This is a genomic window from Algoriphagus aquimarinus (genome assembly GCF_900112005.1).
In the GTDB taxonomy this organism is placed as follows: Bacteria; Bacteroidota; Bacteroidia; order Cytophagales; family Cyclobacteriaceae; genus Algoriphagus; species Algoriphagus aquimarinus.
Genome location: NZ_FOKK01000011.1, coordinates 18,341 through 44,988, shown reverse-complemented (window position 1 = coordinate 44,988; position 26,648 = coordinate 18,341). Strand labels below are relative to the sequence as shown.

The following is a 26,648-nucleotide window of genomic DNA, read 5'->3' as shown; positions in this document are numbered from 1 at the left end:
AGGCAATGGAATACTGGAACGCAGAAAAAATAGAGAACGAAAGCAAGAAAAAATCGTGGGTAATCACAATTATCTTCAACGTGTTGCTTTTGATTGCGCTCTATTTTATTGTGGTTTGGAAGCAGCCTGTTCCACCATTACCTACATTCGGTCTAGAGCTTAATCTTGGTTTTACTCCAACAGGCTCTGGCGAACGAAATAGTCCAAATGCTCCTTCAGAAACCCCAACACCAGTAGTAGAAGCTGCTGCTCCGGGAGAAATAGCTGAAGCAGTGACAAAACCAGCCACTCCGGCGCCTAGTCCTAAGACAGAAACAGCCAAACCTAAAGCTCAGCCAAAGCCATCGGTTAATAAAGCGGTGACCACAAAACCATCTCCAATAAGAGGTGAGGAGAAAGCCACGGAACAAACCATCAAACCAGAACCAGTAAAGAAGGAGGCTGCTAAACCTGTGGAAACCCCAGCAAAAGCTGAGGAGAAAGAGACAGTGCAAAAAGCACCTGAAAAGCCGAAAATTGATCAAAGAGCGATATTCGGAGCTGGTGGTACTTCAGGTACTGGAACTAAGCCTGCATCTGGCGGAGCTCAAGGAACTTCCAACGAGAAAGGCGATGAAGGTGACCCAAAAGGAACAGTTGACGGCAGAGCTATCATGGGAGTAGGTTCTGGAAAAGGGGCTAATTCAGGTGACGGATATAGTCTAGACCTTGCTGGATGGGATTTTGCGCAGCGTCCAAATATCAATGATAGAGTATCTACTCGCAACGGTAGAATAGTTTTTAAAATCACCATTGACGATTTGGGAAGAGTAGTGCAGGCAGTTCCGTTGGAATATAATGTGTCAAATGATGTGTTGGCTTATTACCGTCAGGTAGTAAATCAGATATCTTTTAAAAAACAGGGTGGCGCAGCTGCTGAGTTTTCTTCAGGTAAAATCACGTTTGTCATTAAGGTAGATTAAGCAATGAATTACCAGGAGACGCTGGATTATTTGTTTAACTCCCTTCCCATGTTCCAGCGAGTGGGAGCTTCAGCTTTCAGGAAGGATCTTAGAAGTACTATTTTGCTTTGTGATCATCTCGGGAATCCAGAATTAAAATTCAAATCTATTCACGTAGCAGGCACCAATGGAAAGGGAAGTTCTTCTCATAGTTTAGCTGCTATTTTTCAAAGTGCAGGTTACAAAACTGGACTTTATACCTCACCACATCTCAAATCTTTCACCGAAAGAATAAGAATAAACGGCCAGGAAATTAGTCCTGAGCTAGTCGTAAAGTTTGTGGAAGAAAACCAAGGCTTTCTGGATGAATTGAAGCCTAGCTTTTTCGAAATGACTGTGGGGATGGCTTTCTGGTACTTTGTGCAGGAGGAAGTGGATATCGCTATCATAGAAGTCGGTATGGGTGGGAATTTCGATAGCACGAATATTATCACGCCTGAGCTTTCTTTGATCACGAATATAGGTTTTGATCATGTGCAATTTCTTGGAGATACCCTTCCATTGATTGCAGGAGAAAAAGCTGGAATTATTAAGAAAAATGTGCCTGTGGTGATTAGCGAGACTCATGAGGAAACAAAAGATGTCTTCATGAATAAAGCTGCTGATATGAACGCTCCAGTCACTTTTGCCGATGAAGACTGGATAGCTTATAAAGTCGCTGAAGAGGAAGGCAAAACCAAATATAAAGTTGTCATTAGTGAAGAGTCAAAGTGGTCTGTGAAGACACAGACCACCGCACAGGGAGAGGAAACGATTGATCTGATTTTCGGGCTAAATGGAAACTATCAGAAATACAATCTTCCAGGCATTCTAGAATCAGTAGCTCAGATGAGGGATTTGGGATGGGATTTGCCAAATGAAGCAGTTTTGGAAGGGTTGAAAAATGTCACGGAGTTAACTGGCCTGAAAGGTAGGTGGCAGACGCTGTCATCTAATCCAACGGTGATTTGTGATACAGGGCATAATGAAGCTGGTTTTCGGGAGATCCTAGCCCAATTGGAGACCTACTCTTATGCGACACTTTGGCTTGTGTTGGGGATGGTTCAGGATAAGGATATCTCTAAAGTTCTTTCTTTGCTACCAAAATCAGCCAACTATGTCTTTTGCGAAGCCAAACTTCCTAGAGCTTTGCCAGCTGATCAATTAGCAGAAAAGGCTGTTTCTGTGGGATTGAAAGGTGAGATTATTCCTGATATTAATGAAGCTTTAGCATTTGCTAGAAAAAATGCAGCGGAAGATGACTTGATTTTTGTGGGAGGGAGTACTTTTGTGGTTGCAGAAATCGAAGAGCTTTAGATGAGTAGAAAAAAACTGGTTCGCTTCCAAGAGAACGACGAGAATCCAAATGTAATCCAGGCTGGTAAGCCACTTTTTGAAACGATCAAAGGAAACTGGAATGAAGTACAGTTCCAAAATCCTAATCCAATCGTCGTAGAATTAGCCTGTGGTAGAGGAGAATTCACTGTGGGATTGGCTCGTAATTTCCCTCATCAGAACTTTATTGGAGTTGATATCAAAGGCAGCAGAATATGGAAAGGTAGTTCTACTGCCACCGCTGAAGGAATTCACAATGTTGCTTTTCTTAGAACTCAAATTGAGCTTCTAGAGAAATATTTTGCTTCAGATGAGATTTCTGAACTTTGGATCACATTTCCAGATCCATTTCCTCGGGATGGAGATGAGAAACGTAGATTGACTTCACCTCGCTTTTTGGAAATGTATAAGCCCATGCTAAAGAATGATGGCTTTTTACACTTCAAAACCGATAATACTGACTTATTTAATTATTCTCTAGAGCTTTTTCAAAGCAGGGTAGATATAGAAGTGATCGGATTTACTCATGATTTCTATCAATCTGAATGGAAGGATGATCACTTTGGGATACAAACTCGCTATGAAAAGATGTTTTCTGATAAGGGGGAAAAGATCAAATACCTCAAGTGCAGGTTTATTTAAGATTGATTAGATTTCCCGCAGAGCTTCGCGGATAAATGACACAGATTTGCGCAATTGACTCGGTGAATTTACTTTGATCGCTATGGAATAATCTGCGATTATCAGCGATCCTTTTCAGCGTTAATCTCCGGGGAATTAGGTAGATTAACTAGTGTTCATTCGAAATTTACAAGATCCAAAATCCCAATAACCCATGAGCAGTAAGAAACACTTGGTAATTCTTAGCGGTGCGGGTATTTCTGCAGAGAGTGGAATCAAAACTTTTAGAGATTCGGGTGGACTTTGGGAATGTCATGAAGTGATGGAAGTGGCTTCGCCCGAAGGTTGGCAAAGAAATCAAGAACTCGTACAGAATTTCTATAATCAACGCAGAAAGCAATTACTCGAATGCGAGCCAAATCAGGCCCATTTGATATTAGCTGAAATGGAAAAGGATTATAAAATTTCCATCATCACTCAAAATGTCGATGATCTACATGAGAGAGCTGGTTCTTCCACCGTAATTCATCTTCATGGAGAATTGAAAAAGGCTCAAAGTTCAGTGGATCCGAATTTGGTTTATGAGCTGGACCATTGGGAAATCAAAGAAGGTGATACATGTGAGAAAGGCAGTCAGTTGCGCCCTCATATTGTCTGGTTTGGTGAGCAAGTTCCCATGATGGATGTAGCCATAGGAATTGTCGCTACGGCAGACATTTTGGTAGTGATAGGGACTTCGTTGCAAGTTTATCCAGCGGCAGGTTTAGTGAATTACGTTCCTACTAGCAGCAGAATTTTTTTGATTGATCCAGTCAATCCTGCGGTTGGTTTAGGTAAAAAGGTTTTTTATATCTCGGAAAATGCTACTTCTGGCATAAAGACTCTTGAAAAAATGCTAAAGACTGAGATTTAATTTTTGTTCAGCACGGAAAACCTATAAATTGAGAGATAAACTTTTATTTATGGCACCTAAAAAGAATTCTTGGCCAATACTTCAATTTGAAGATAGTAAAGACACCATTTATCTGCTACATCATTGGACACAGATCGTGGGCAAGGTGCGGCTCAAAAAATCGCCTTGGCAAAACCATTCTTGGCATGTGTCACTCTATGTCGATTCACAGGGGTTGACAACAGGTCTTATCCCTTATGAAAATGGAGTTTTTGATATCAAATTTGACTTCATTCATCACGAGTTAAGAATAAAAACCAGCAACGGTACACAGGACCGTTTTGAGTTGGGAGGGCAGACGGTTGCTAGCTTCTATGAGCAATTAATGGAAAAGCTGAGGTTTTTGGGAATTGATGTGAAAATTCATTCCATTCCAAATGAAATCCCAGATCCTATTCCATTTTCAAAGAATAAGAAACGGCTAATTTACCAAGCTAACGCAGCTCAAAATCTCTGGAAAACGCTAGTTCATATTCAGAATGTATTTGGCGTATTCAGGACAAAATTTACAGGTAAAAATAGCCCTATACACTTCTTTTGGGGTTCTTTTGATTTGGCATACACGCGATTTTCTGGCAGTAAAGCTCCTGAGTTTTCTGGTCAGGTTCCAAATATCCCACTAGCAGTAATGCAAGAAGCCTATTCCCATGAAGTGTTTAGTGTTGGTTTTTGGCCGGGGAGTGAAGCTTTCAAAACTCCTATTTTCTACGCGTATTGCTATCCGAATTATCCTGATTTTCAGCATGCTAAAGTTTCACCTGAGCAGGCCTATTGGAGTAAAGACTTGGGCGAGTTTATGCTGAATTACGATGATGTGAGAAAATCCTCCGCTCCTAATGAGATGCTTCTAGAGTTTTTGCAAAGTACCTACGACGCTGCTGCACAGTTGGGTAACTGGGATCGGGAGAATCTTGATTGCGATTTCTCGCACATGTAGAAGAAGAGTTTTAAGTGGTGTATTCCAATCTTTCAGGATAAGAAAATCTTATGCTCATGGAATTTTCAATAAATGGCTAGTATCACCTGGCCCAAAGTAGTTTCCTCAATGAACAAGAAAATCAAGATCTTATCGGCTGTTTTGGTTTTCTGGATCGCTCTATTTATTGCATGGGAATGGTGGCATAGCTATCCTAAAGTCCGAAATATTCCTATTTCTGAAGTGACATCCGAATCCATAGGCATTGATTCTATTTTGTATCAAGCCATGTCAACATACCTATTGCCTGGTATATCCGTGGCTGTAGTGAAGAATGACGAAGTCATCTATTTGAATGCTTTTGGGTATAAAAATCTAGCAACCAAGGATTCTTTGATGGTAGAAAGTGCAATTGTGGTTGCCTCAGTTTCCAAATTGTTCACTGCTTTGGCACTGGCGAATACATTAAGTGACAATGGGATTTCTCCCGATGATCCAGTGTCTTCTTTAGAATTGAAAGGAAAATTCAAATCATCATCTCTTTCCAAACTCCGATTTCAAGATCTTTTGACTCACGAGTCAGGTGTTCGCGATAAGAATTTTTCTGAAATGATTTTTTCGACCTCAAAATCTCAAGTATTGCAGGATTGGGGTGCAGAGTTTTTGCAGAACTCATCCACCTATCATACAGATTCTGTCGGTTATAACTATGCGGATTCAAATTACGACTTACTTGGATTTTTGCTCAGTCAATATGAAGACCGTGATTTTCATTCACTAATCCAAAATGGTGTGCTGGCTTCATCTGGAATGTCAGATTCTGACTTTGTTACAGCTTGGCCTCTAGAGGATAATGGAATCACAGGGTATCAGAAGACATTTATATGGAAAAGGATTGAGCCTAAAAGGATCAACTTCCCAATACTTCCTTCTCCTTCCTCTGGTCTGATTACCACCACAAAAGATATGAGCATAGCTATTACTCATTTGCTGCGGGGACAAAGTGGAGCTTTCCGAAGACCATTGGACTGGCTCACTATTGATGAGAGTAAGGTTCCGTTAGGTTTTCAGAAGACTCAAATTGAAGGCAGAGAATGGCTCGGACACTATGGCGGACAGGCAGGATATTCTAGCCTCTTGTTTTATTCCAAAGAAGCCGAAACTGGTATTTTTCTGTTTTCGAATTCCAGAGACAAGGAGGATTTTAGAATTGAAATTGCTAGGCAAATTATATCCTATATCAATCCATAAATAGTGATGTTAGTATGAAACTATCTTTCCCGCACCCAATCATTATCCTAGTAGGTTTTGTTTTACTGGCAGGCTTGTCTAGCTATTTTATTCAATCTGGTAGTTATGATAGAGTATTGGATCTTGAGACTGGGAGAGAGATAATTGTTTCGGGAAGTTTTCATACAGTAGAAGATCACAATGCAAGCTTATATGAGATAGCCCTATCTATACCAGAAGGGTTTATTCTAGGGGCTGATATTGTTGTGTTGATTTTGCTAATAGGAGGAGCATTCTACGTAGTGGAAAAAACTGGTGCACTTCAAGTTGGTATTGAAGCTCTTATTTATCGGTTTCGAAGTAGACAGTACTTGCTTCTTTATATCATAGGAATTGTCTTTGCTTTTTGCGGCAGTACGATTGCGATGCAGGAGGAGATTATTGCCATGGCACCAGTGTTGGTGATTTTGGCGAAGAAAATCAATTACGATATTCGGTCTATTATCGCATTAGCCTTAGGTTCGGCCCTTGTAGGAGCAAGTTTTTCGCCATTCAATCCCTTTGGCTCTTTGCTTTCACAGAACATCGCTGAACTTGATTTCGCAGAAGGATTAGCGTATCGATTAGTCTTCCTAGCTATGGCTATCTTTATTTGGTGTAGTTATCATATTAAGTATGGGAAAATGAAAACTGCCGTTTCTGAAGTTTATGAATTGAAAGCAGTGAAAATATCACTTCAGCATGCAGTGATCTTATTTTTGACATTCAGTGGGGTAGCTGTAATGGCCTGGGGAATTATCTATAGAGATTGGGACTATAATCAAATGAGTGCGTTATTTTTTGTCGTTGGGTTTAGCTGTGGATTGATAGGCAAATTAGGGCTCAATGGCACAGCTAGAGTATATACAGCCGGCTTTAGCGAAATGATATTTGCCGGAGTAATAGTGGGATTAGCAAGGAGTGTTTATTTGATTTTGCAGAATACAGCTAGTGTTGATCCGATGATTCAGGCGATGTTTGAGCCCCTTGAGCGTATGCCTATACAGTTGGCTGCTGTAGGTTTGTACCTAAGTCAAGCAATTATTCACATTCCCGTACCGAGTACTTCAGGTCAAGCTGTATTAACTACCCCGCTTGCTGTGCCATTGATGGACTTATTGGGCATCTCTAGACAAATAGCTGTGCTGACGTATCAGTATGCCTGTGGTTTAATGGATCTCATGACGCCTACAAATGGAGGGATGATGGCGGTGCTTGCTGCCGCCGGGATCAAGTATAATCATTGGATCAGTTACATATGGAAAAGTTGGTTACTTCTTATGGGATTAGGTTTGATTTCAGTTTTAATCGCTCTAATTTGGTTCGGTTAAACAATAACTCAAACCTATAATTAATGGACATTAACGATCATTCACCACTTTTACCTTATCAGCCTGCAGCTGATCGCTACCATCAAATGAAGTACCGCCGATGCGGAAATAGCGGCTTGATGTTACCAGAAATTAGCCTTGGTTTATGGCATAATTTCGGTCATAACGCAGACTTCACACTAGGACGTTCTATTCTTCGTAGAGCTTTTGACCTTGGTATTTGTCATTTTGATTTGGCAAATAATTATGGGCCTCCATTTGGTTCTGCTGAAGAAAATTTCGGTAGAATGCTGAAAAAGGACTTCTCTACTTTGCGAGATGAGTTAATTATTTCCTCTAAAGCTGGCTGGGATATGTGGCCTGGTCCTTATGGGAACTACGGTTCCAAAAAGTATTTGGTAGCAAGTTGTGACCAAAGCTTGAAAAGAATGGGGCTGGACTACGTGGATATTTTCTATCATCATAGACCAGATCCAGATACTCCACTAGAGGAGACGATGGGAGCACTTGATCTACTAGTGAGACAAGGCAAGGCATTATATGTGGGGATTTCTCAGTACTCTGCTGAAGATACTGCGAAAGCTTATGCGATTCTGGAGCGTTTGGGTACACCACTCTTAATCCACCAGCCGAGATACTCCATGATCGACCGTTGGGTTGAAAATGGACTTATGGACGTGTTGGGAGAAAAAGGCGTAGGAAGCATTGCTTTTTCTCCGCTGGAGCAAGGACTACTTACAGATAAATACCTGAAAGGAATTCCAGCAGATTCTCGCGCTGCCAAGGATGGTAGATACCTGAAAGCAGAGCAGATCTCTGACGAAAAAATCAATATGATCTCGAAGCTTAATGATATTGCAATAGGAAGAGGGCAAACACTGGCACAAATGGCAATTGCTTGGTTGCTGAAAGACCAGCGAATCACTTCTGTATTGGTTGGAGTTTCCAAACCAGAGCAATTGGATGATAACGTAGCTGCAGTGAGGAATTCTGTTTTCAGTGCTGAAGAAGTGCAAACTATTAGAGGAATTCTAGGAGCTTGAAATCTCAAATAACATCTCGAAGTGCCTTGATTTTGATCGTAATTGCTCAATTTTTAGGCACTTCGCTGTGGTTTGCAGGTAATGCTGTAGCTCCCGAAATCAGCCAATTACTTGAATTACCGGGGATTTTGGCAAGCATTACATCGGTAGTCCAATTTGGTTTTATACTCGGTACTCTGGTTTTTGCTTTTTTTTCGGTGCCAGATCGCTTTTCTCCAAGTGATGTATTCTTTTTCAGTTCTGTTTTTGCGGCTTGCTTTAATCTGCTGATTATCATACTACCATTGCACTTTACTTCTGTGCTTGTCTGTAGATTTATGGTTGGTTTTTTCCTAGCTGGTATTTATCCTGTAGGAATGAAAATCGCGGCTGATTATTATCAAAAAGGGTTAGGTGCTGCGCTAGGTTTCTTGGTAGGCGCATTGGTTTTGGGCACTGCATTTCCTCATCTTTTAAAAGGCTTAGATTTAAATTTCTCATGGAAAATAGTGCTTTGGTTTACCTCGGGCTTAGTCTTGCTAGGAGGGGTGATCGTTGGTTTCTTTGTTCCAGATGGCCCTTTTCACAAGGTCAATTCAAAATTTGACCTAAGTTTATTACCTAAGCTCTCGAAGATAAAAGCGCTGAAAAGTGCTGCTTCAGGCTATTTTGGGCATATGTGGGAGTTGTATACTTTTTGGGCATTCGTGCCTATGTTAATCATCTTTCTGAATGGAAATGAGGTAATCCTGCCTGAGGATAGTTTACTCTCGTTTTTCGTGATAGCAATAGGAGGGATCTCTTGTGCAATAGGTGGAGGAATAGCTGAACGATTTGGTAGTAAAAAGGTAGCTCAGTGGGCGCTTATTGGCTCAGGGGTTTGCTGTGTTTTGGTATTATTTGCACCTGGATTACCAAGTTGGGCATGGATAGGTTTGTTACTAGTATGGGGGATTTTAGTGACAGCTGATTCACCTCAGTTTTCTACCTTAGTCGCCCAAAGTGTACCTGCAGAATACCGTGGAACTGCGCTTACTTTAGTGAATTCAATGGGTTTTGCGATATCCATTGGCAGTATTCAACTAGCTCAGTTCCTGTTGAAATGGATTCATATTGATCAGGTTTTAGCTTTGCTATTTATAGGGCCAGTGATTGGACTGATACTTTTTAGGTTGTATGATCGGAGGGAGGTTCTTTAAACCTCAGGATATCTCCTTGACCATTGAGTTTGAAGATTAAATTATGATCCTTTTCTTTGACCATTGAATTTGACCATTGAGAATTGATCATTTATTACCGCATAGTGACATAGAAAACATTGTAATCTGTAGATTTTAAAAACTTTATGTCCTTTGTTCCATTTGTGGTGAAAAAATCTTTACCACAAAAGTCGTAGTAGCGACTTATAGGAAGATCAGGTAACATTTCTAATCTATGAGAACTTTCTCCTATGTGGTTATAAAACAAAAAAAGAGGCCTCTTTCGAAGCCTCTTTACGTAAGTTACAACCGGACTATCGAACTACGTTTTCTAATGTTGCGAGGTAAACCCATTTTTGATCTCTAGAGTTTAGACCTTCATTTACAGCTACTCTCTGTTCTTCTGTTTGATTCATGTCTTCATAAGATTGCGCATTGAAAAACTGCATGTAATCTTTATAGACATTCATGGTCAAGTGAGTGGATTTTGCTTCTGATCCTAGAGGAAGAGCCGTCCTTAACAAACTCCAGTGTCCCATTAATCCTTGTTCTACGAATTTCTGATGGATTGGCTTGAAAATCTGTGATTCTGCTTCTTCATAAGCTTCGAAATTGCCTTCTCGGGCTTTCATTAGGTCAAAAGAAGCTAGTACACCAGGTTTCATCTGGAACTTGTCGTTTGTTTCTGAGATTTCCCGCATGTATAGTCTCATAGGCATATCCCGCATAGCTAGAGATTCCTGAAACATTTTGCTGACTTGCATGCTGTTTAGATGTGGGTAGGCAATTTTGGTGTATTCCATCATTGACTGCTCGTCCAATCCATTCATCATCTTCACTGGGTCATCATAATAAGTGACCATGATGTACTGAAAGTCTGAATGATCAGCTCCGGACTGGAGTGACCAGAAATCCCAGCCTTTGATACGGCGGTCGTTTAGAGCCTGCCTGTATACTTTTTCCATTTGATCTTTAAACTCGATATAATCAAAAAGTTGATCGTTATCAACCTTGACAAATTCGAATACCATGTACTGCGTTTGTTGAGCCTTGAGACTACTTACCCAAAGCATCCCACAAACAAAGAAAAGTAATAGCTTTTTCATGAATATTAGGGTTAAGGGTTAATTGCGCTTTCGTATAATTTAAAAAAATATTTTGTTCAAACCCATATATAAGAGAGAAAATTTTATTTTTCAGGATTCAGCAGGTAAAAACTTACTTTTAATAAAGTGGTGCAGAAAATGCAGATTTTATAAATCTCTTCGAGAAAAGTTGTTGTATTAACAATTTTCTGTCGAAAAGTGAGCTTTTTTATTAATAACACTAGCCTATAAAAAGTCGTATTTTCTCTAAAAACAGGAGGTTTTTAGGACGTGAATTGGCAATAAGTGGATTATTCTTAGTTACTATTTAAAAAAAGGAGGGGTGATCAACTTGTATTTATATGAAAAGAGATCAAATGTAGGGGTAGAGCTTTACTTCTTTTCATAGGTTAAAATGGAGCCATCACACTCACCCCAAGTATTTCTTATTCGCTTGTTATTCTTCACGACTAAATGTTCCTGGTCCAATCCATAGCAGTCACCAGCAATGGGGTCTCCATCAGAATATACTAGGTCAAGATAAAACCGAACATCTGGAGATGAAAGTTCTTGTCGCGGAGTGGTAGTATAAGTGCCAGTTGCTTCAAAATTCCCGTCCTCTGAATTTTGAGTTTTTATAAAAGTGCCATCGTAATTGAACCTATATGTTTGAGTGTATACCATATCTGAACCCTCAAATACATGACTTGTCCAAGCGCTCTCGATTGAGCGTAATTTCCATTTACCCGCTAGAAAAGTATTAGGATCATTTTTGTCTAAACAGGAAGTAAAAGAAATAAGAAGCACAAGAGGAAGTAGTAGTCGTTTCATGGATTTGCACTTAAAAAAGATGTAGTAAGTAAATAGTAGTTATACTGGAATAGTCTGATGAAGGTTTGACTTATGATTAAATTTTTATTGGTCAAAATTACTTGCCGCCCCGAGAGAACACTACATTGATATTCCAAGCACCGCCAGAATACTCTTCAATCCCAAGATCAAAGTCACCAGCCAGATTACCCCAGCGATAACAGTTTGTCTTGGTTTATTTCGGAAGTTTCCTAGGATTTCCTTTTGCGAAGCAATCCAGATAATCCAACCACTTATAAGTGGAAGAAGAATGCCATTTGCCAATTGAGCCAGGGTGATCAATTGTACAGGTTTGATTCCTAGAGAAGCGAAAACTAAACCTAGTCCCACGATGATTCCCATCGATGCACGCATAGAGCTAGAACGGATCTCCTGACTCCAACCCAATATCCCGCAGATGACTAATCCCGCTGCCAGTGGCGCGGTAATGCTGGAAGTAAGCCCGGCAGCCATTAATCCAAACCCCATCAGGTACTTTGCGAAGCTACCGAAAACACCTTCCAAGCCTTTAGAAACGTCAATAGCGCTGGTGATTTCACTGCTTGAATTAGCAGCCCCTACCATCAAAATCGCCATCGAAACCAGTCCTCCAAGAATGATTGAAATAGCGATGTCTTTTCGCATCCAGGGAATGTCTGCAAATCCAGACCATCTTGTTTTAGCCAAACTGGCATAAAGAAATAGGTTGTAGGGCACTACGGTGGTTCCGATCAAAGCGACTAAGGTTGGAAGATTGTCGTCATTCCATCTAGGGAGGAAGCCGGCAAATACAGCTGACCAATCTGGTTTGGTAAGTATAGCTGCGGCTGTAAAAGCAATGGACATGAATATCACCAAACCTACTAGCACACGCTCCAATGCTTTGTAATTACCGATCCACAGTAAAATAAATGCAAATGCTCCAAGGATTAGATTACCAGTAAGCACCTCAAATCCAGCAAGGTTTACGATTGGGGCCGCCCAGAAAACCTGTAACCCCAGATTTGTGCCAGAGATATTTCCTGACTCATAAGCCGCATTTCCGAGACCAATAGCTATCAAAACCAATCCCATAGAAAAATACCTAAACAACGGTTTCCCTTTTTGATTTCGAATCAACTGGCTTAAATCCTGACCTGTGACTAAGCCAAGTCTTCCTGAGATTTCCTGCAAAACAACGGTAGAAATGATAGATAATCCCAGCGCCCATAGTAATGAGAAACCGAAGTTCACCCCAGCAAGCGTGCAAACTGTAACCGTTCCCGGGCCAATAAATGCTGCGGCGATAATGGGGCCAGGCCCGAGGTTTTTGAAAAATGATTTAAAACTCACAATGTTTCTTTAGTAGCATAGAAAGAGAAACGGGTAGATTTTTGTACTTTTTCCCATCGGGCTAGATTAATCACAAACTCAAAAAAGCCGAATTTTATGCTTTGGATCAAACGAATTTTAAAAGTTTTAGTCGTCTTGGCTCTGGCTTGTATATTTTTTCTACTACTCATTTTCAGAAGTGATATCCCTGCTCATGAAATTGAGGAGAAATACGGGACTGCCCAATCACATTTTATAGAAGTTGATGGAATCAATGTACATGTGCGGATAATGGGGGAGGGTGATCCGATTTTTCTTTTGCATGGAAGCTTTTCATCTCTTCATACTTGGGATGTGTGGCAGCAAGAGCTTAGCCCATATTTTCTAACTGTGTCGATTGATTTTCCTGGACATGGTCTTACGGGGCCAGATGATGAGAAGCGGTACAGTTTGACTGATTATTCCCAGTTGGTTTTGAGGTTGTCTGAGAAATTGAACTTGGATAAATTCCATTTGGCAGGAAGCTCTATGGGTGGAGCTGTAGCTATGCAAGTCGCATCTACTCGACCAGACAAAGTACTTTCTCTGAATCTAATCGATGCAGCAGGAGCACCTAAGCAAACGGTAGAAGGAAATACTAAACCCGGTGGAGCCTGGGTTTTCAGTTTGGCTAATAACCCAATTTTCTCCAAGCTACTACTGAAATGTACACCTCGCTTTCTATTTGCGATGAATATGAAGCAAGTTTATTCAGATGCAAGTAAAATCACAGAACGGGATATTGATCGCTACTATGAACTGATGCGCCGTAAGGGCAATCGGAAAGCAACTTTGGACAGATTGGCTGCTCCGCGTGAGTCTAGGATTGACTTTGATCGCTTGACTATGCCGACCATGATCATGTGGGGTGAAGAAGATTCTTGGATTCCTGTGACGCAGGCATATACCTTAGAAAAAGCCATTCCAGGGTCTAAATTGATTGTTTTTGAAAATGCAGGCCATGTGCCTATGGAAGAAATACCGACGGAGTCTGTCGCGAAATATCTATCATTTTTAGGGGTGGAAGTACGAAACGACTACTTTCAACAACCCAAACTGATGACGTATGCCGATTGAGTATTTGATAATTCTTGTAATTATTCTTCAAGTGATTTTTCTGGTTTTATTTTTCCTACGAAAGAATAATGATCAGGAAAAAGCCTTTCTGCAAACTGAACTAGCTAGAATGAGTAAAGAGCTAGAAATAGCTTTGGCGCAATCACGGAGAGAGGCGAGCGAGAATCTAACCAATCAGTTTCAGTTGGTTTTTAATAGCATTCGCGCTAATTCCAAAGATCAAAATGAAGCGTTGAAATCCTTTGGGGAAGTCTTTCGCCAGAACGTTCAAGAATTCAACACGCTTCAACGAGAGAAGTTTAATGAACTGAATCGCCGCCAAGAGGATCTGATGAAAACGACTGAATTGCGATTGGAAAAGATCCGTGAGACAGTGGATGAAAAACTTCAGAAAACGCTGGAAACCCGCCTTGGGCAATCATTTGAGATGGTTAGTAATCAGCTTCAGGCCGTGCAGAAGGGCTTGGGCGAAATGCAAAGTCTCGCAACAGGAGTAGGAGATCTGAAGCGCGTATTGACAAACGTGAAAAGCCGTGGCGTACTGGGAGAATATCAGTTGCAGGCGATTTTGGAGAATTTGCTTTCGCCTGATCAATATGTGCTTAACGCTTCTGTAGGAAAAGGCACTCGTGAAAGGGTGGAGTTTGCTGTAAAGATGCCAGGGCAAACGGAGCCGATTTTACTGCCTATAGATTCTAAATTTCCTCAGGAATCTTACTTAAGGTTAGTAGATGCATATGAGATTGCCTCGAAACCAGAAATAGAAATTAATCGAAATGAGCTATTTAAAGCTGTAAAAAAAGCAGCTCAGGATATACAGAACAAGTATATTCATCCACCATACACTACGGATTTTGCCATACTTTTTCTCCCAGTAGAAAGTCTCTATGCTGAAATTCTCCGTGAACCTGGGCTTACGCAACAAATACAACAGGATTATAAAGTGCTTGTCACAGGGCCAACGACTCTCTCTGCAATTCTCAATAGTCTTCAGATGGGTTTTAGGACGCTTGCAATCCAAAAGAGAAGTTCTGAGGTTTGGCAGATTTTGGGAGCAATCAAGACTGAGTTTGGGAAGTTTGGGGAACTGATAGAAAGGACCCAAAAGAAGCTAACGGAGGCCAATTCCGAATTGGATAAGCTGGTAGGAGCTAGGACAAGGGTGATTCAGAGGAAATTAAAGGATATCCAAGAATTGCCGGAGACGGAGAGTAGCAAGCTGCTTGATGAGTAAGCGGTGAGAAATGAAAAGTCTGAAGTGAAAATTGAAAAGTGGTTAATACTAGTGGCGGTGAGCAGTTCTCAGGAGTAGTTGGGTGGTGCAGTTTCAGTTTTCAGTCATGTCAGACTGAGAAGTGAGAAGTTGAAAGCGAAAAGTAAAAGGCGGGAAAGATCAGTTTTTCAATCAAAATGAATAAAGATAACTGTTCTATTCCTGTGTCTGAGCACTCATTAGAGCTGTCGCATTTGCGAAAAATGGTGTGCACTTCGTGGTGAAAGTCACTTTGAAAAACCTCTCAAAAATTGAGTTTTTCTATTTTAGCTTTGTTACTTTGACCTGTCAGGCACAAAAGAAATAGCTTAATAACTGATTACCATTTAGAAAGCACTTATTTTTGCCAATTCAAAAATCACCTGAATTACCTCTATGGGGATGAATATTGTGATTGCAGGCGCTGGGGATATGGGTTACCACCTCGCTGAGCAATTAAGTTACGATAATAAGGACATCACACTGATCGATACAGACAGAGAAGTCCTGGACTATGTCTCTTCCAAACTTGATGTTTTGACAGTGCAAGGGGATGCGACATCGTTTGAAGTTCTGAAGCGCGCCAATGTAAACAAGGCCAGTATGGTACTTGCGGTGACTACCTCGGAGAAAACCAATATTGTGACGGCCGTTTTGGCTAAGCAATTGGGAGCTAAGCGAGTGATGGCAAGAGTCAGAAATCACTCCTATATGGAGCCAGACAACATGTCCTATTTCCAAAATCTTGGGATTGATAATTTGATTTCACCGACTATGCTTTGTAGCAAGCATATCTTCAATATGATCGAGAACTCCAGTTTTACGGAGGTTTTTGACTTTGAAGGAGGGAAACTGAATATTGTAGGTATCACGCTGGATCAAAGTAATCCTTTGGTCAATCAGCGTATCATGGACACCAAGTCTAATCCGATTTTTGAAGATATACGGATCATTGCTGTCTTAAGAGATCAAAAGACGATCATACCTCGTGGTAGCACGATTATTCGTAATAATGATCATGTATTTTTCATCTCCAACAAGAAAAATACACAGACGATCATGGAAGTTCTGGGTCAGGTGAAGCACACGATTAAAAATGTGATGATCATCGGTGGCGATGATATGGCTCTGACTACTGCACTTAGACTTGAAGATCACTTCCGTGTGACACTTGTTCATAAAGATAAAGAACGCTGTAAATGGCTTGCAGAAAACCTTAAGAACTCTCTTGTGATCCAAGGTGATTACAAAAATGTAGAGCTTCTAATTGAAGAAGGCTTGGAGCAGATGGATGCATTCCTTGCTTTGACAGAGTCTTCTGAAACGAATATTATTGCGAGTTTGACCGCCAAAAATCATGGCGTTTATAAGACAATCGCTCACGTTGATACACGGGAATACATTCATATTTCACATAGTATAGGAGTGGATTCGCTGATTAATAAAAAGCTGGTAGCGGCAAATGAGATTTCTAGATTCCTGAAAAAAGGTACTGTAGAAGCCGTATCTGGTATTTATGGGGTGGATGCTGAGTTTATCCAGTATTCAGTTTGTAAGAATAACCGATTGATTAAGAATCCACTTAGAGAGCTTCATTTTCCGGATTCAGCTATTGTAGCGGGAGTTATCCGAGGAGAGCAGGTTTTTATTCCAGATGGAGATTTTCAGCTTGATTTGAATGATAAGGCAATTGTTTTGGCCTTACCTGAGGCTAAGAATGCACTTGAAAAATTGTTTCATTAAGGCATGATTCATTTCAAAGAAATAGGGAAGATCATGGGCGCACTCTTGGTGCTAATAGCCCTTTTGATGCTTCCTGGAGTTGGATTTTCCCTTCATTTCAATGAGGATCCTTGGCCAGTACTGAGTTCTGCTGTGATCACCATGATCATCGGAATGACGCTTTTCTTTTCTTTTTCTAAGCAAGACCAAAATATCAGAAAACGAGAAGGTTACCTGATAGTAGCCTTGAGCTGGGTTTTTATGGCTGGTTTTGGGATGCTTCCTTATATTTTGAGTCATGAAATTGTCAGTTTCGAAGATGCGCTTTTCGAAACCATGTCTGGCCTTACGACCACGGGAGCTTCTATTTTAACTGATATTGAAGCGATGCCTAAGGGCTTGCTTTTTTGGAGAAGTATGACTCAGTGGATTGGTGGCTTGGGAATAATCGTATTGACTGTAGCTATTTTTCCACTGTTGGGAATTGGTGGAATTGAGCTCTTTGTGGCTGAATCGCCAGGGCCAACTTCTGATAAGGTACACCCAAGAATATCAGAAACAGCTAAGAGACTGTGGTATGTATACGTAGGCCTTACCGTGTTGGCAATGCTGCTTTATTGGGCCGGAGGAATGAACTTCTTCGATGCAATAAATCATGCGCTGACAACATTGGCAACAGGTGGTTTCTCCACCAAGAATGCCAGCATGGCGTATTATGATTCGGCTTTCATTCAATATGTAGCCATTTTATTTATGTTTTTGGCGGGTACCAACTTCACGGTGATTTACTTTGGCTTGATTGGTAAATTCAAGAGAGTACTGAAGAGTGATGAGTTTAAAACATATGGGTTAACTCTACTTGGAGTTGCTGTTATTCTTTATTTCCCGATAGCAGCTACGGGTATTGATCCTGAATTGGCATTTAGGAAGTCACTGTTTCAGGTAGTTTCTATTGTTACTACTACAGGATTTGTGACGGATGATTACACGCAGTATAGTGAAGGAGTGACCTTTATCTGTTTTATGTTGCTTTTTATAGGTGGTTGTGCTGGATCTACTGCGGGTGGAATCAAGTTCGTGAGACACCTAACATTTATCAAGAATTCATGGCTGGAGTTCAAGCGCTTGGTGCACCCAAGAGCAATTGTTCCTTTGATCATAAATGGTGATCGGGTTACAGGTAGAATCATCACACACATCATGAATTTCTTGCTGATTTACCTATTGACTTTTGTCCTAGGTTCTTTGGCACTTTCACTGATGGGATATGATTTGGTTACTTCATTTGGAGCTGTAGCGACCTGTTTAGCGAATGTGGGACCTGGAATAGGATCAGTTGGGCCAGTGGATAATTTTGCGTTTTTCTCGCCTGCTGCTAAAATCTTCCTTTCTGTGATCATGCTACTGGGAAGATTAGAACTCTATACTTTATTGATTTTATTTACTCCTTTCTTCTGGAGAGCAAATTAATTTTCAACAGTCCATAGTCAACGGTATGAAATTTTGGTCTACCGACCTCATATAATTCGGCTACTGGCAGAATTCTTTATAGTAATCATTCAGTAAAAAGACTGTCAGTATTCTTAAAAGCAGAAGTATTCCAATTGAATTGATAATTTTAGGATTATCGAACAGAATGATTTCTCTTTCCGTTGAGCTACCAAAGACTGATCTATGCGAAATATAATTTTTGGACTTCTAATTTTAATGAGTTTTGGAGCATGTAGTGAGAATGATCCTGAGCTTTACACAGGACAGAAGCTGGAATATCAATTGAATAAGGCCAGTGATTATGAATATACTGGCACACTTACTATCAGAGAATTAACTGACGGGAATTTAGAATTGATTTTACAATTGGTAGGTGCAAAAAGTACTGGTGCCACTACATTTCCGGCGCATTTGCATTTCGGAGATTATACTAATCCAGAAGCTCCCATGGCATTTATGCTAAATCCAGTGAGTGGAGCTACCCTTCAAAGCAAGACGCTACTAGGCTCATTAATGAATGGAACAAAGTTGAGTTTTGAAGATATGAAGACCTTTGATGGACACGTGAAGGTGCATTTAGCTAGTGAAGGACCAGATTACAAAGTGATCTTGGTGGCAGGTAATATTGGCTCCAATGTCAATGAGAACCTAAAGTTTGACGCTACACTCATGACAAGTTGCTCACCGAATTTTTAGAGTAACATGCCTAAACACAAAAAGCAGCTCTAGAGCTGCTTTTTGTGTTTGTAAACTTAAAATATTACTGTACTACAACTGGGAAAGTGATGTCTAAATCAGTCTCTCCACCTGCTTTAGCGTAATCCTGAAAATTAGGATTTTCTGCACCAGGATAGTTTTTATCCAAAGCGTGACGAAGTAATAGTTGGAAATCTGCAGTAGTAAAGCCTGGGCTTTGCTGAACAGTCACGATTCCTTTTAGGCCGATTATCTCAGCTCCCTCATCATTGTATTCGTAAGATAGAAACGGAGAACTGGTGAATGCTGAGCCTAAGAAATAGAATTGGTGCTCATCACCTTCAGCTCTAATTTCCTCTGTGATGTCTTCGCTAGCTACTGAATTGTATACGTCAATGGACATTTCATATCTTTTTCCTTTGGTCAGCGTAACGGTTTCAACTGTTGGAGTAGAGCCAATTTCAATTCCTTCGGAATCTGAAGCGGTGAAGTCAAAAGATGCGCCGACTGCATTTCCATTTGCATCTATTTCCTGAAAAGTCAGTGTGACATCAGTGATCAATTCTCCGTCATTTTCTGAAACGGGGTCTTCGCTGGTACAGCTAGAGAAGGCAAATGAAACCACTGCTAGGGCGATGAGGTAAAGTTTGTTGGTTGTGTTCATAAATAGTTGGTTAGAATTCGTAATTGATTTTTATAAGTACATTTCTTCCCATATCGTAGGAGAAGTATCTGAAGCGATTCATATAATCTTTGTAGTTAGTATTGAGGAGATTTTGCACCTGTAGACCTAGATTCAATTTATCGTCTCCAATGTTCACTTGCTTATTGTAAGAAATATTGAAAAGTGCATAAGCTGAGGGAGGAGGAGCAATGTCAAAATCTGGCTCTCTATTTTGCTTGGCGACCAATACATTGCTTATAGTTATCTTGTTTGTACGTGAGTCGGTGACTTTGGAAAAGTCGTAGGAAATGCCCCAATCCATTCTGTTGGAAGGGATAAAAGGGAAATAGTTATCGACATCGGTGTTCTTTGCCTGTACTATAGATCCTTTTAAATACCCACTTATTTTATCCGTGAACTCGTAGCTGCCAGCAAAGTCAAAGCCGTAGAATAGTGCATTCGCCTGCAAATATTCGTAGATGTTGAATGTACCCCGAAGGCTCGTATAGATTTCTCCAGTAGGATTTAGATATATGTAATCGCTGATAGGGTTCAGGTATGCGGTGAATTCCAAATGTGTTCTTTTGCCATCATATTGGAGTTCATTGATCCATTTAAGTGACTTCTCTGATTTCAAATCAGGATTTCCAATTTCTACTGCTGCTGCTCCATGGTGTAGTCCTTCGCTGAATAACTCGTTTACATTTGGAGGTCTCCAAGCGGATCCGAGATTTGAATTGAACGTCAGATCCGGACTGATGTGATAGAGTCCACCCAGAAATGCTGAGAAGTTTTGATAAGCAATATCAGCCGTTTTCAACTCTTCATTGATGTATCTGGCAGTATTGACATTTCTGAAGTCATACCTTATGCCAGCTTCTACTTCCAGTGGGCCTTTAGAGTACTTCTCCATAGCGTAAAAGCCAGTATTCACCATGTCATAATTTGGGATCAGTGGAGTTACTCCTGTACCCGGAACATTGCTGTTTGCCTGTTGGATGAAATTGACTCCCCAGGTTCCACTCAGTTCATTCTTGTGGGTATGGTTTACGTAGAGATCAATTGTGTTGGTATAGAGTTCTAGATCTAAGCTCGCTTTGTCATTCAAGTCTCCACGTCTTTTGTCAAATTCCTGTCTGTGGTTGAGCTGAAAACCGTACTGGAAATTCAATTTCCAGCTTTCAGAAATATGATAGTGGGACTTCAGCTTTGCCAGTTGATGGGTTACTCGTTGCTTTGGGTTGAGGATGTCATAACTAAACTCTCCATCTGCGAATGGCCGTCCATTCTCAATAATATTTTCAAGATCAGAAAGATTTCCAGTGTGCGAATCATTCAGTATTCCAAGTTCGGTATGGAAAAGACTGTAATAGGCTTCCACTCCAAGTTTGGAACTGCTATAGCCAAGCGAGCTGCTTAAGTTGAGCTCACTTAAGCCAGTGTTCTGTTGGAAATACTCAGGAGATTTTACATTTCCAGATCTTTTGGCGGAGCCTTGGATACGATACCCCAAGCCTTTGATTTTGTCTGAGCCTCCCACATGCACCAAATTGACATTGCCCATTCGGCCATTTGTTGCGCCGATTAGGTTAAGACTTGTCTTGCTCATCTTTTTAGTAGGAAGGGGTGCTGGATTTACCAAAATCACTCCACCCATAGCTTCGGGGCCATACCGTACTGTTTCTGCGCCTTTCACTACAGTGATTTCATCTGCAAGAAAGGGGTCGATTTCCGGCGCATGCTCAGCTCCCCATTGTTGTCCTTCCAGTCGGATGCCATTGTTCATGATCATAATCCGATTGCTGTGCATACCGTGAATCACAGGTTTTGAGATGCTATTTCCTGTAGAAAAAGTAGATACTCCGGAGATTCGTTTTAAACTTTCTCCCAAGTTTTCTCCACGGGATTCCATCAGATTTTCTCCATAAAGGGCTGATACTGCAGTCGTAGTTTGCACAGCATCGCGGTGTCCGTGTACTTCCACGCCTTGTAAACCCACTGCTTCTTCCTCTAACCTGTAGGTTTTGCTAAAAGTTGTGGATTCTAACTTTATGGTGTCCGTAATGGTTTTATGACCTAGGTATTGTATAGTGACGGTGTAGTCTCCGCGGCAGAGATTTTTTATCGTGAAATTTCCATTTTGATCACTCACAGCTCCTTCTTCAGCTTCAATTACCCACACGTATGCTGCCTCAATAGGCTCATTATTTTCTAGATGGATGATTTTTCCCCTGATAGAAAGCGAGCAATCCTGAGCTTGGATATTAAATCCAAGCAGTAGAATCAATGTTAATAGTATTCCTGTTTTCAAATTCACAATACAAAAATAGAAGGCGTAGAAATTATAAACTAGTATAAATGAAACAAAGTTGCATTTATAGGATAAATGGTAAAAAATTGCAACTAGTGTGTGATTTGGCTGTTGTTTGGATTAGTACCTATTGCCTCAGTGGGGATAGAAAATCAAAAATTCATACAAACCGCGTCATTCTGTGACATCTATTCTCTAGAGAAAATTCTAATTCATACTTTTAGGCAATGGAATTTGCCATAGTAGATATTGAGACCACCGGAGGCGCAGCCAAGCATGGTGGTATAACAGAAGTAGCGGTTTTGATTCACAACGGGGAATCGATTATCCGAGAGTATCAGACTCTTATTAATCCTGAGCAAGCGATCCCAACTTACATCACTGGATTGACTGGAATTGATAACTTTATGGTGAGGCACAAGCCTACTTTTTCAGCTGTACACGAAGAGTTGTGGGACTTGCTAAACGATCGAGTATTCGTAGCGCACAACGTTAGTTTTGATTACGGTTTTCTTCGGGAAGCATTTTTGAAAGTGGGGAAGGAGCTCAAAACTCCCAAACTCTGCACTGTCAAACTAAGTAGAAAAGTATATCCTGGCATGACTTCTTATAGCCTTGGGAGACTTTGCGAAAGCCAGAAAATACAAATCGAAGCCAGGCACCGAGCAATGGGAGATGCAAAGGCTACTGCGATTTTGTTTGATAGAATGATCAAATCTGACTATCAGATTATCAATCAATCTCTTAAGAAAAATACTGGAGAATCTTTTCTTCCTCCGAATTTCCCTCATTCCAAATTCAAGGAAATCCCTACGGCATGTGGCGTTTATTACATGCTTGATGAGCATGGAAAAGTGATCTATGTAGGCAAAGCGATAAATATCCGAGAGCGATTTAAGAATCACTTTTCTGGGCAATTACTTCCTAATCTCAAGCAAAAGCTAAAGACTGAAGTCTTTGATTTGAAATGGGAATTGACGGGAACAGAGTTAATGGCGCTTCTATTTGAAACCTTGGAAATCAAGAGATTATGGCCTAAGTATAATTCTGCCTCAAAGCTCCCTAAACGCTTATTTGGCTTGTTTCATTATGAGGATAACTCAGGCTACGGGAGATTTCAAGTTTCTAAAATCACGAAGTTTTTTAAGCCCATCGAATCCTTTTTCTCCATGGATGAGGCTAATGCCTTTCTAAAAACTGGGATCAGCACTTACGGTTTATGTCCCAAATTATGTGGACTCAGAAAAGTGAATTGCGATTCAGAGCAGGAAATGAGCTGTAACGGTGGCTGTGATTTCACTGAGAAGCCACAAGAATACAATAACCGAGTTACCGATTTTATGGGCAAAATAAAGGAGAGCCAAAAGGAGATTCTGATCAAGTTAGACGGGCGGAATTCTAATGAAACTGCTTACTGTATGTTTGAAAGGGGTATGCTGAGCAGATTTGCCTATTTGGAAAATGACCAGATTACCGAAGATATTCCATCTCAACTTGAGCTAGTGACACAAGTGCCGGAGACCTTTTATATTTTACGCCAATATATACATCAGATCAATCCTGAACAGATCTTGGTATTGGAGACGAATTGACTTCTCCTATAAGCTAGGGTCATTGAATGTATCGCCTTGGTTGATGTCGCCAGTTTCAAAGCCTTTTTTGAACCACTTCATACGCTGAGCTGAAGTACCGTGCGTGAAGGAATCAGGCATCACACGTCCTGTAGACTGCTTCTGAAGGCGATCATCTCCGATAGCATTTGCAGCATTGAGAGCTTCATCCAAATCACCTTTTTCCATCCATCCGACGGATCTTTGGCTATGATTTGCCCAAACTCCTGCTAAGAAATCAGCCTGAAGCTCCAGTTTCACAGAAAACTGATTGTATTCTTTTTCACTCACTTGACCTCGAAGTTTGTCCATTTCCGCAGTGATACCAGAGATTTTCTGGATATGATGACCTACTTCATGAGCGATTACGTAAGCTTGGGCAAAATCTCCCGGAGCTTTCAACTTCACTTCCATTTCTTTAAAGAAGCTAAGGTCTATGTATAATTTTTCATCACCAGGGCAATAGAAAGGACCTGTAGCACTGGAAGCCATGCCGCAAGCAGAAGATACCTGTCCGCTGAAAAGTACCAAAGTGGGTTCTCTATAGTTATCCAAGATTTTATTCCAAACGTCTTCCGTGTCAGCTAGTATAGTTTCACTAAAAGCAGCTAAACGATCTTCTTCAGCAGTAGGAGTGTAATTGCTCTCCGTGGTAAATCCTTGTCCACCACCACCCATGAAATTCCCTAAGAATGTCAAGGGGTTGGTGCCAGTGACTACTGAGATAGCAATAACAATCCCGACGATAATTAGTCCGGTTTTAGAGAATAGAATTTTAATCAGAGGGCCAATGAGCATAGGGCTAAACCCACCGCCACGTGAACCACCACTGCTTTGGCCACGTCTATCCTCTACATTTGAGCTTCGTCTTCTTCCTTCCCATTTCATATGTTTATAATTTGCTGTTCATTGGTCAACCCATTGCTGGGAGGGATCTCACATTATAAATACTCATTTCTACTATCAACTATTAGCCAGGGGTGTCTGCATCAGGCAGGTTTGATTTCATGGCATTAATAGTTTGAAATTGTTTAAAATTAACCAAATTCAACAATTGGACGTTGTCTAATATTTAATTTCGAAAAAATAACCTAAACTCATAAACCTATGAACAATAAAATTTTCCAGCGACTATCTCTTAGCGTGGCATTGATCTGTGCAATAACACTTGTACACGCTCAAACTGGAGTAGGAGCAAAACCTGAGAAGGGAGCCAAGGTATACTTGGATGGTTCAAAAAAATCACTTGAGAAAAACTGGACCTATTGGGAAGGGCCACGATTTAAGGCTGAAATGCCAATCAAATGGCCTGAAGTCAGTGATCCTGTCGATGGAGGCAAAGCAATCAGTAGTAATGACCCGGCATCAGCAGGCGGCCTCTATGGAGCTGCAGATGTAGTTACGAAAGATAAATTCAACGATTTCCGTGCACATGTGGAGTTTTTCATCAAAAGCGAAGGTGGAAACTCAGGTGTTTATCTTCAAAATCGCTACGAGATTCAGATTTTGGATGGAGACTACGGTGATCATGGGTTGGGTGCATTGATCAATGAGCATATTCCAACTTCCGAAGAGTACTATGGCATAGGCAAGTGGAATGCATATGACATTGAGTTTAAAGCAGCGCGTTTCGAAAATGGTAAATTAGTAGAGAAGCCTAGAGCAACTGTCTACCTGAATGGTGTAAAAATACATGAGGATAAGGAAATACAGCAAGTTTGGGGAGGTCCAAACTCTGGTTTAGATGGAGGCAATGATGGAGGCAAAGGAATTACGGATACACCTGGAGGATTGAAGTTGCAAGCTGAAGGGCATGATGTTTATTACAGAAATATATGGATCAAGAAGCTTGATTTGGATGGGAAATCGACGGATTTCTAATAAAACAGTATGTATGAAAAAGCCCTGAATCTTCTGGATTCAGGGCTTTTTGCATTTAAACTTAGTTTGCTACTGGGGAATAGAGAAGGTGTTTCTTTCTGCTAATCTTTTGAAGCCTACTTGAGTAAAGCAAAAACTAATTCACACTAGTAATGCTGGGCATTCTATTTTTTAATTTTAATCTGGTAATCTCAATTTGGGTATGTATTCTTTAAAAGGGTACTCAACGATTTAGCCATTTGATTGGAAATCAAATTTTGGTTCCATGGCAATGGATTCACTCGAATATTTTGGGCTAGGTACCGGGGTAAGATTCCGGATTTTGAGAGTAGTATACAGTTGTAACAAATGCAGATATAGCTAATATTTACTTTGGTGATTCATATTATCCGTTTATCTGTGAATTATTATGCGAATATAATGGAAGTAGGGTTTGTAATTTGATCTTAGGGTAGATTTTTTTGATAAAAATTAGAAATGTGGTTTTAATTGTTGGGTAATTATCTAAAAGTGATGTGTGTTTATTGGATAATTTCTTTTAGGATTCCAGTTCCAAAGCCAATCATTTTCCAATCCGATATTTCCAGGTCAATTACAGCCATCATTCCAGGTTGCAATCCCAGATATTGTTCATCGGAAATATGTGCCAGAAGTAAACTAATGGTGGGATTGTGACCCACAAAAAGACAAGTATCAACTGAAACTGAAGTTTTTTCCAGTAAAGCTATCAGTACTCCCAAATCTCCTTGATAGATGTCGCGGGTGAAAATAGACTCTTTAATAGTAATGTGCGTGCCTATTAGATTAGCTGTTTCCATGGTTCGTTCTGCCGAGGAACAATACATCAAATCCACAGATTTTAGCTTTTCATCTAAGGATTCCCCCATACGGATCAGGTTTTCTCTCCCTTTTTTGGTGAGTTGCCTTTGAAAATCTGAACCTTGAGAAAAACCTGCTTCTCCGTGTCTGAGTAAAAACAATTGCTTCATGATAAGTGGTTTATACCCTTAAAAGTATTTGTCACTTTCATCAAAA

At 40.5% G+C, this 26,648-nt stretch carries 23 protein-coding genes; 16 read left to right on the top strand and 7 right to left on the bottom strand.

The window, feature by feature from the left end; translation table 11 throughout:
- The first annotated feature begins 5 nt into the window (after positions 1–5).
- From BM291_RS14540 to BM291_RS14500, 9 genes are all read left to right on the top strand, one after another.
- Positions 6–962 carry an energy transducer TonB gene (locus BM291_RS14540; protein WP_092898690.1) on the top strand — a complete coding sequence of 319 codons (957 nt, stop codon included), beginning with the start codon at positions 6–8 and terminating at the stop codon, positions 960–962.
- A 3-nt stretch (positions 963–965) separates the two neighbouring features.
- Positions 966–2,297 (top strand): bifunctional folylpolyglutamate synthase/dihydrofolate synthase, encoded by a 1,332-nt coding sequence (locus tag BM291_RS14535; protein ID WP_092898688.1) that lies wholly within the window; start codon positions 966–968, stop codon positions 2,295–2,297.
- Positions 2,298–2,957: a tRNA (guanosine(46)-N7)-methyltransferase TrmB gene (gene trmB / locus BM291_RS14530; protein ID WP_092898686.1), complete on the top strand. Its 660-nt coding sequence runs from the start codon at positions 2,298–2,300 to the stop codon at positions 2,955–2,957. It begins immediately after the preceding gene.
- Positions 2,958–3,150: 193 nt separating this feature from the next.
- The gene (locus BM291_RS14525; RefSeq protein ID WP_092898684.1) at positions 3,151–3,849 is read left to right on the top strand and encodes an SIR2 family NAD-dependent protein deacylase; all 699 of its coding nucleotides are present in this window, start codon (positions 3,151–3,153) and stop codon (positions 3,847–3,849) included.
- Between the two features lie 49 nt (positions 3,850–3,898).
- Positions 3,899–4,825: a DUF5996 family protein gene (locus tag BM291_RS14520; RefSeq protein ID WP_092898683.1), complete on the top strand. Its 927-nt coding sequence runs from the start codon at positions 3,899–3,901 to the stop codon at positions 4,823–4,825.
- A gap of 108 nt (positions 4,826–4,933) precedes the next feature.
- Positions 4,934–6,055, top strand: coding sequence for a serine hydrolase domain-containing protein (locus BM291_RS14515; RefSeq protein ID WP_175499712.1), 1,122 nt, complete (start codon positions 4,934–4,936; stop codon positions 6,053–6,055).
- A gap of 14 nt (positions 6,056–6,069) precedes the next feature.
- Positions 6,070–7,404 carry a YfcC family protein gene (locus tag BM291_RS14510; protein ID WP_092898681.1) on the top strand — a complete coding sequence of 445 codons (1,335 nt, stop codon included), beginning with the start codon at positions 6,070–6,072 and terminating at the stop codon, positions 7,402–7,404.
- A gap of 23 nt (positions 7,405–7,427) precedes the next feature.
- Positions 7,428–8,447 carry an L-glyceraldehyde 3-phosphate reductase gene (gene mgrA / locus BM291_RS14505; protein WP_092898680.1) on the top strand — a complete coding sequence of 340 codons (1,020 nt, stop codon included), beginning with the start codon at positions 7,428–7,430 and terminating at the stop codon, positions 8,445–8,447.
- Positions 8,444–9,625 (top strand): MFS transporter, encoded by a 1,182-nt coding sequence (locus tag BM291_RS14500; protein WP_245786886.1) that lies wholly within the window; start codon positions 8,444–8,446, stop codon positions 9,623–9,625. Before mgrA ends, BM291_RS14500 begins: the two co-directional genes overlap by 4 nt.
- Positions 9,626–9,939: 314 nt before the next feature.
- Here BM291_RS14500 and BM291_RS14495 read toward each other — a convergent pair whose 3' ends face one another.
- The 3 genes from BM291_RS14495 to BM291_RS14485 form a co-directional block, all read right to left on the bottom strand.
- Positions 9,940–10,731 carry a hypothetical protein gene (locus tag BM291_RS14495; protein WP_175499711.1) on the bottom strand — a complete coding sequence of 264 codons (792 nt, stop codon included), beginning with the start codon at positions 10,729–10,731 and terminating at the stop codon, positions 9,940–9,942.
- Positions 10,732–11,103: 372 nt separating this feature from the next.
- Positions 11,104–11,541 carry a hypothetical protein gene (locus BM291_RS14490; RefSeq protein ID WP_092898678.1) on the bottom strand — a complete coding sequence of 146 codons (438 nt, stop codon included), beginning with the start codon at positions 11,539–11,541 and terminating at the stop codon, positions 11,104–11,106.
- Between the two features lie 120 nt (positions 11,542–11,661).
- Positions 11,662–12,891 (bottom strand): Nramp family divalent metal transporter, encoded by a 1,230-nt coding sequence (locus BM291_RS14485; protein WP_092898677.1) that lies wholly within the window; start codon positions 12,889–12,891, stop codon positions 11,662–11,664.
- A gap of 96 nt (positions 12,892–12,987) precedes the next feature.
- Here BM291_RS14485 and BM291_RS14480 point away from each other — a divergent pair, with 96 nt between their 5' ends.
- The 5 genes from BM291_RS14480 (at position 12,988) to BM291_RS14460 (ending at position 19,147) form a co-directional block, all read left to right on the top strand.
- Positions 12,988–13,986, top strand: coding sequence for an alpha/beta fold hydrolase (locus BM291_RS14480; protein WP_175499710.1), 999 nt, complete (start codon positions 12,988–12,990; stop codon positions 13,984–13,986).
- Positions 13,976–15,220, top strand: a complete 1,245-nt coding sequence (locus BM291_RS14475) for a DNA recombination protein RmuC (protein WP_092898675.1) — start codon at positions 13,976–13,978, stop codon at positions 15,218–15,220. The genes BM291_RS14480 and BM291_RS14475 overlap by 11 nt, the downstream gene beginning before the upstream one ends.
- A gap of 414 nt (positions 15,221–15,634) precedes the next feature.
- The gene (gene trkA, locus BM291_RS14470; RefSeq protein ID WP_092898673.1) at positions 15,635–16,981 is read left to right on the top strand and encodes a Trk system potassium transporter TrkA; all 1,347 of its coding nucleotides are present in this window, start codon (positions 15,635–15,637) and stop codon (positions 16,979–16,981) included.
- A 3-nt stretch (positions 16,982–16,984) separates the two neighbouring features.
- Positions 16,985–18,430 carry a TrkH family potassium uptake protein gene (locus BM291_RS14465; RefSeq protein ID WP_092898671.1) on the top strand — a complete coding sequence of 482 codons (1,446 nt, stop codon included), beginning with the start codon at positions 16,985–16,987 and terminating at the stop codon, positions 18,428–18,430.
- Positions 18,431–18,634: 204 nt separating this feature from the next.
- The gene (locus BM291_RS14460) at positions 18,635–19,147 is read left to right on the top strand and encodes a hypothetical protein (RefSeq protein WP_092898669.1); all 513 of its coding nucleotides are present in this window, start codon (positions 18,635–18,637) and stop codon (positions 19,145–19,147) included.
- Between the two features lie 64 nt (positions 19,148–19,211).
- Here the strand turns inward: BM291_RS14460 and BM291_RS14455 are convergent, their stop codons facing one another.
- Both BM291_RS14455 and BM291_RS14450 read right to left on the bottom strand, forming a co-directional pair.
- The gene (locus BM291_RS14455) at positions 19,212–19,811 is read right to left on the bottom strand and encodes a hypothetical protein (protein WP_092898667.1); all 600 of its coding nucleotides are present in this window, start codon (positions 19,809–19,811) and stop codon (positions 19,212–19,214) included.
- 10 nt (positions 19,812–19,821) lie between these two features.
- Positions 19,822–22,128 carry a TonB-dependent receptor gene (locus tag BM291_RS14450; protein WP_092898665.1) on the bottom strand — a complete coding sequence of 769 codons (2,307 nt, stop codon included), beginning with the start codon at positions 22,126–22,128 and terminating at the stop codon, positions 19,822–19,824.
- A gap of 221 nt (positions 22,129–22,349) precedes the next feature.
- Here BM291_RS14450 and BM291_RS14445 point away from each other — a divergent pair, with 221 nt between their 5' ends.
- The gene (locus BM291_RS14445; protein WP_092898663.1) at positions 22,350–23,714 is read left to right on the top strand and encodes an exonuclease domain-containing protein; all 1,365 of its coding nucleotides are present in this window, start codon (positions 22,350–22,352) and stop codon (positions 23,712–23,714) included.
- A 6-nt stretch (positions 23,715–23,720) separates the two neighbouring features.
- Here BM291_RS14445 and ypfJ read toward each other — a convergent pair whose 3' ends face one another.
- Entirely contained in the window at positions 23,721–24,620 is a 900-nt protein-coding gene (ypfJ, locus tag BM291_RS14440; protein WP_092898661.1) for a KPN_02809 family neutral zinc metallopeptidase, read from the bottom strand.
- 219 nt (positions 24,621–24,839) lie between these two features.
- Between ypfJ and BM291_RS14435 the strand changes: the two genes are divergently transcribed.
- Positions 24,840–25,613 (top strand): 3-keto-disaccharide hydrolase, encoded by a 774-nt coding sequence (locus BM291_RS14435; RefSeq protein ID WP_092898659.1) that lies wholly within the window; start codon positions 24,840–24,842, stop codon positions 25,611–25,613.
- A gap of 521 nt (positions 25,614–26,134) precedes the next feature.
- On the opposite strand, the gene BM291_RS14430 is transcribed toward BM291_RS14435, so the two are convergent.
- Entirely contained in the window at positions 26,135–26,602 is a 468-nt protein-coding gene (locus BM291_RS14430) for a SixA phosphatase family protein (protein ID WP_092898657.1), read from the bottom strand.
- Positions 26,603–26,648: the final 46 nt, after the last annotated feature.

Coding starts and splice junctions, on each gene's coding strand:
- mgrA (WP_092898680.1), top strand. CDS start 7,428: ATGGACATTAACGATCATTCACCACTTTTACCTTATCAGCCTGCAGCT.
- BM291_RS14455 (WP_092898667.1), bottom strand. CDS start 19,811: ATGAACACAACCAACAAACTTTACCTCATCGCCCTAGCAGTGGTTTCA.
- BM291_RS14515 (WP_175499712.1), top strand. CDS start 4,934: ATGAACAAGAAAATCAAGATCTTATCGGCTGTTTTGGTTTTCTGGATC.
- BM291_RS14540 (WP_092898690.1), top strand. CDS start 6: ATGGAATACTGGAACGCAGAAAAAATAGAGAACGAAAGCAAGAAAAAA.
- BM291_RS14480 (WP_175499710.1), top strand. CDS start 12,988: ATGCTTTGGATCAAACGAATTTTAAAAGTTTTAGTCGTCTTGGCTCTG.
- BM291_RS14535 (WP_092898688.1), top strand. CDS start 966: ATGAATTACCAGGAGACGCTGGATTATTTGTTTAACTCCCTTCCCATG.
- BM291_RS14435 (WP_092898659.1), top strand. CDS start 24,840: ATGAACAATAAAATTTTCCAGCGACTATCTCTTAGCGTGGCATTGATC.
- BM291_RS14520 (WP_092898683.1), top strand. CDS start 3,899: ATGGCACCTAAAAAGAATTCTTGGCCAATACTTCAATTTGAAGATAGT.
- trmB (WP_092898686.1), top strand. CDS start 2,298: ATGAGTAGAAAAAAACTGGTTCGCTTCCAAGAGAACGACGAGAATCCA.
- BM291_RS14430 (WP_092898657.1), bottom strand. CDS start 26,602: ATGAAGCAATTGTTTTTACTCAGACACGGAGAAGCAGGTTTTTCTCAA.
- BM291_RS14525 (WP_092898684.1), top strand. CDS start 3,151: ATGAGCAGTAAGAAACACTTGGTAATTCTTAGCGGTGCGGGTATTTCT.
- BM291_RS14445 (WP_092898663.1), top strand. CDS start 22,350: ATGGAATTTGCCATAGTAGATATTGAGACCACCGGAGGCGCAGCCAAG.
- BM291_RS14495 (WP_175499711.1), bottom strand. CDS start 10,731: ATGAAAAAGCTATTACTTTTCTTTGTTTGTGGGATGCTTTGGGTAAGT.
- BM291_RS14510 (WP_092898681.1), top strand. CDS start 6,070: ATGAAACTATCTTTCCCGCACCCAATCATTATCCTAGTAGGTTTTGTT.
- ypfJ (WP_092898661.1), bottom strand. CDS start 24,620: ATGAAATGGGAAGGAAGAAGACGAAGCTCAAATGTAGAGGATAGACGT.
- BM291_RS14460 (WP_092898669.1), top strand. CDS start 18,635: ATGCGAAATATAATTTTTGGACTTCTAATTTTAATGAGTTTTGGAGCA.
- BM291_RS14490 (WP_092898678.1), bottom strand. CDS start 11,541: ATGAAACGACTACTACTTCCTCTTGTGCTTCTTATTTCTTTTACTTCC.
- BM291_RS14475 (WP_092898675.1), top strand. CDS start 13,976: ATGCCGATTGAGTATTTGATAATTCTTGTAATTATTCTTCAAGTGATT.
- BM291_RS14465 (WP_092898671.1), top strand. CDS start 16,985: ATGATTCATTTCAAAGAAATAGGGAAGATCATGGGCGCACTCTTGGTG.
- trkA (WP_092898673.1), top strand. CDS start 15,635: ATGGGGATGAATATTGTGATTGCAGGCGCTGGGGATATGGGTTACCAC.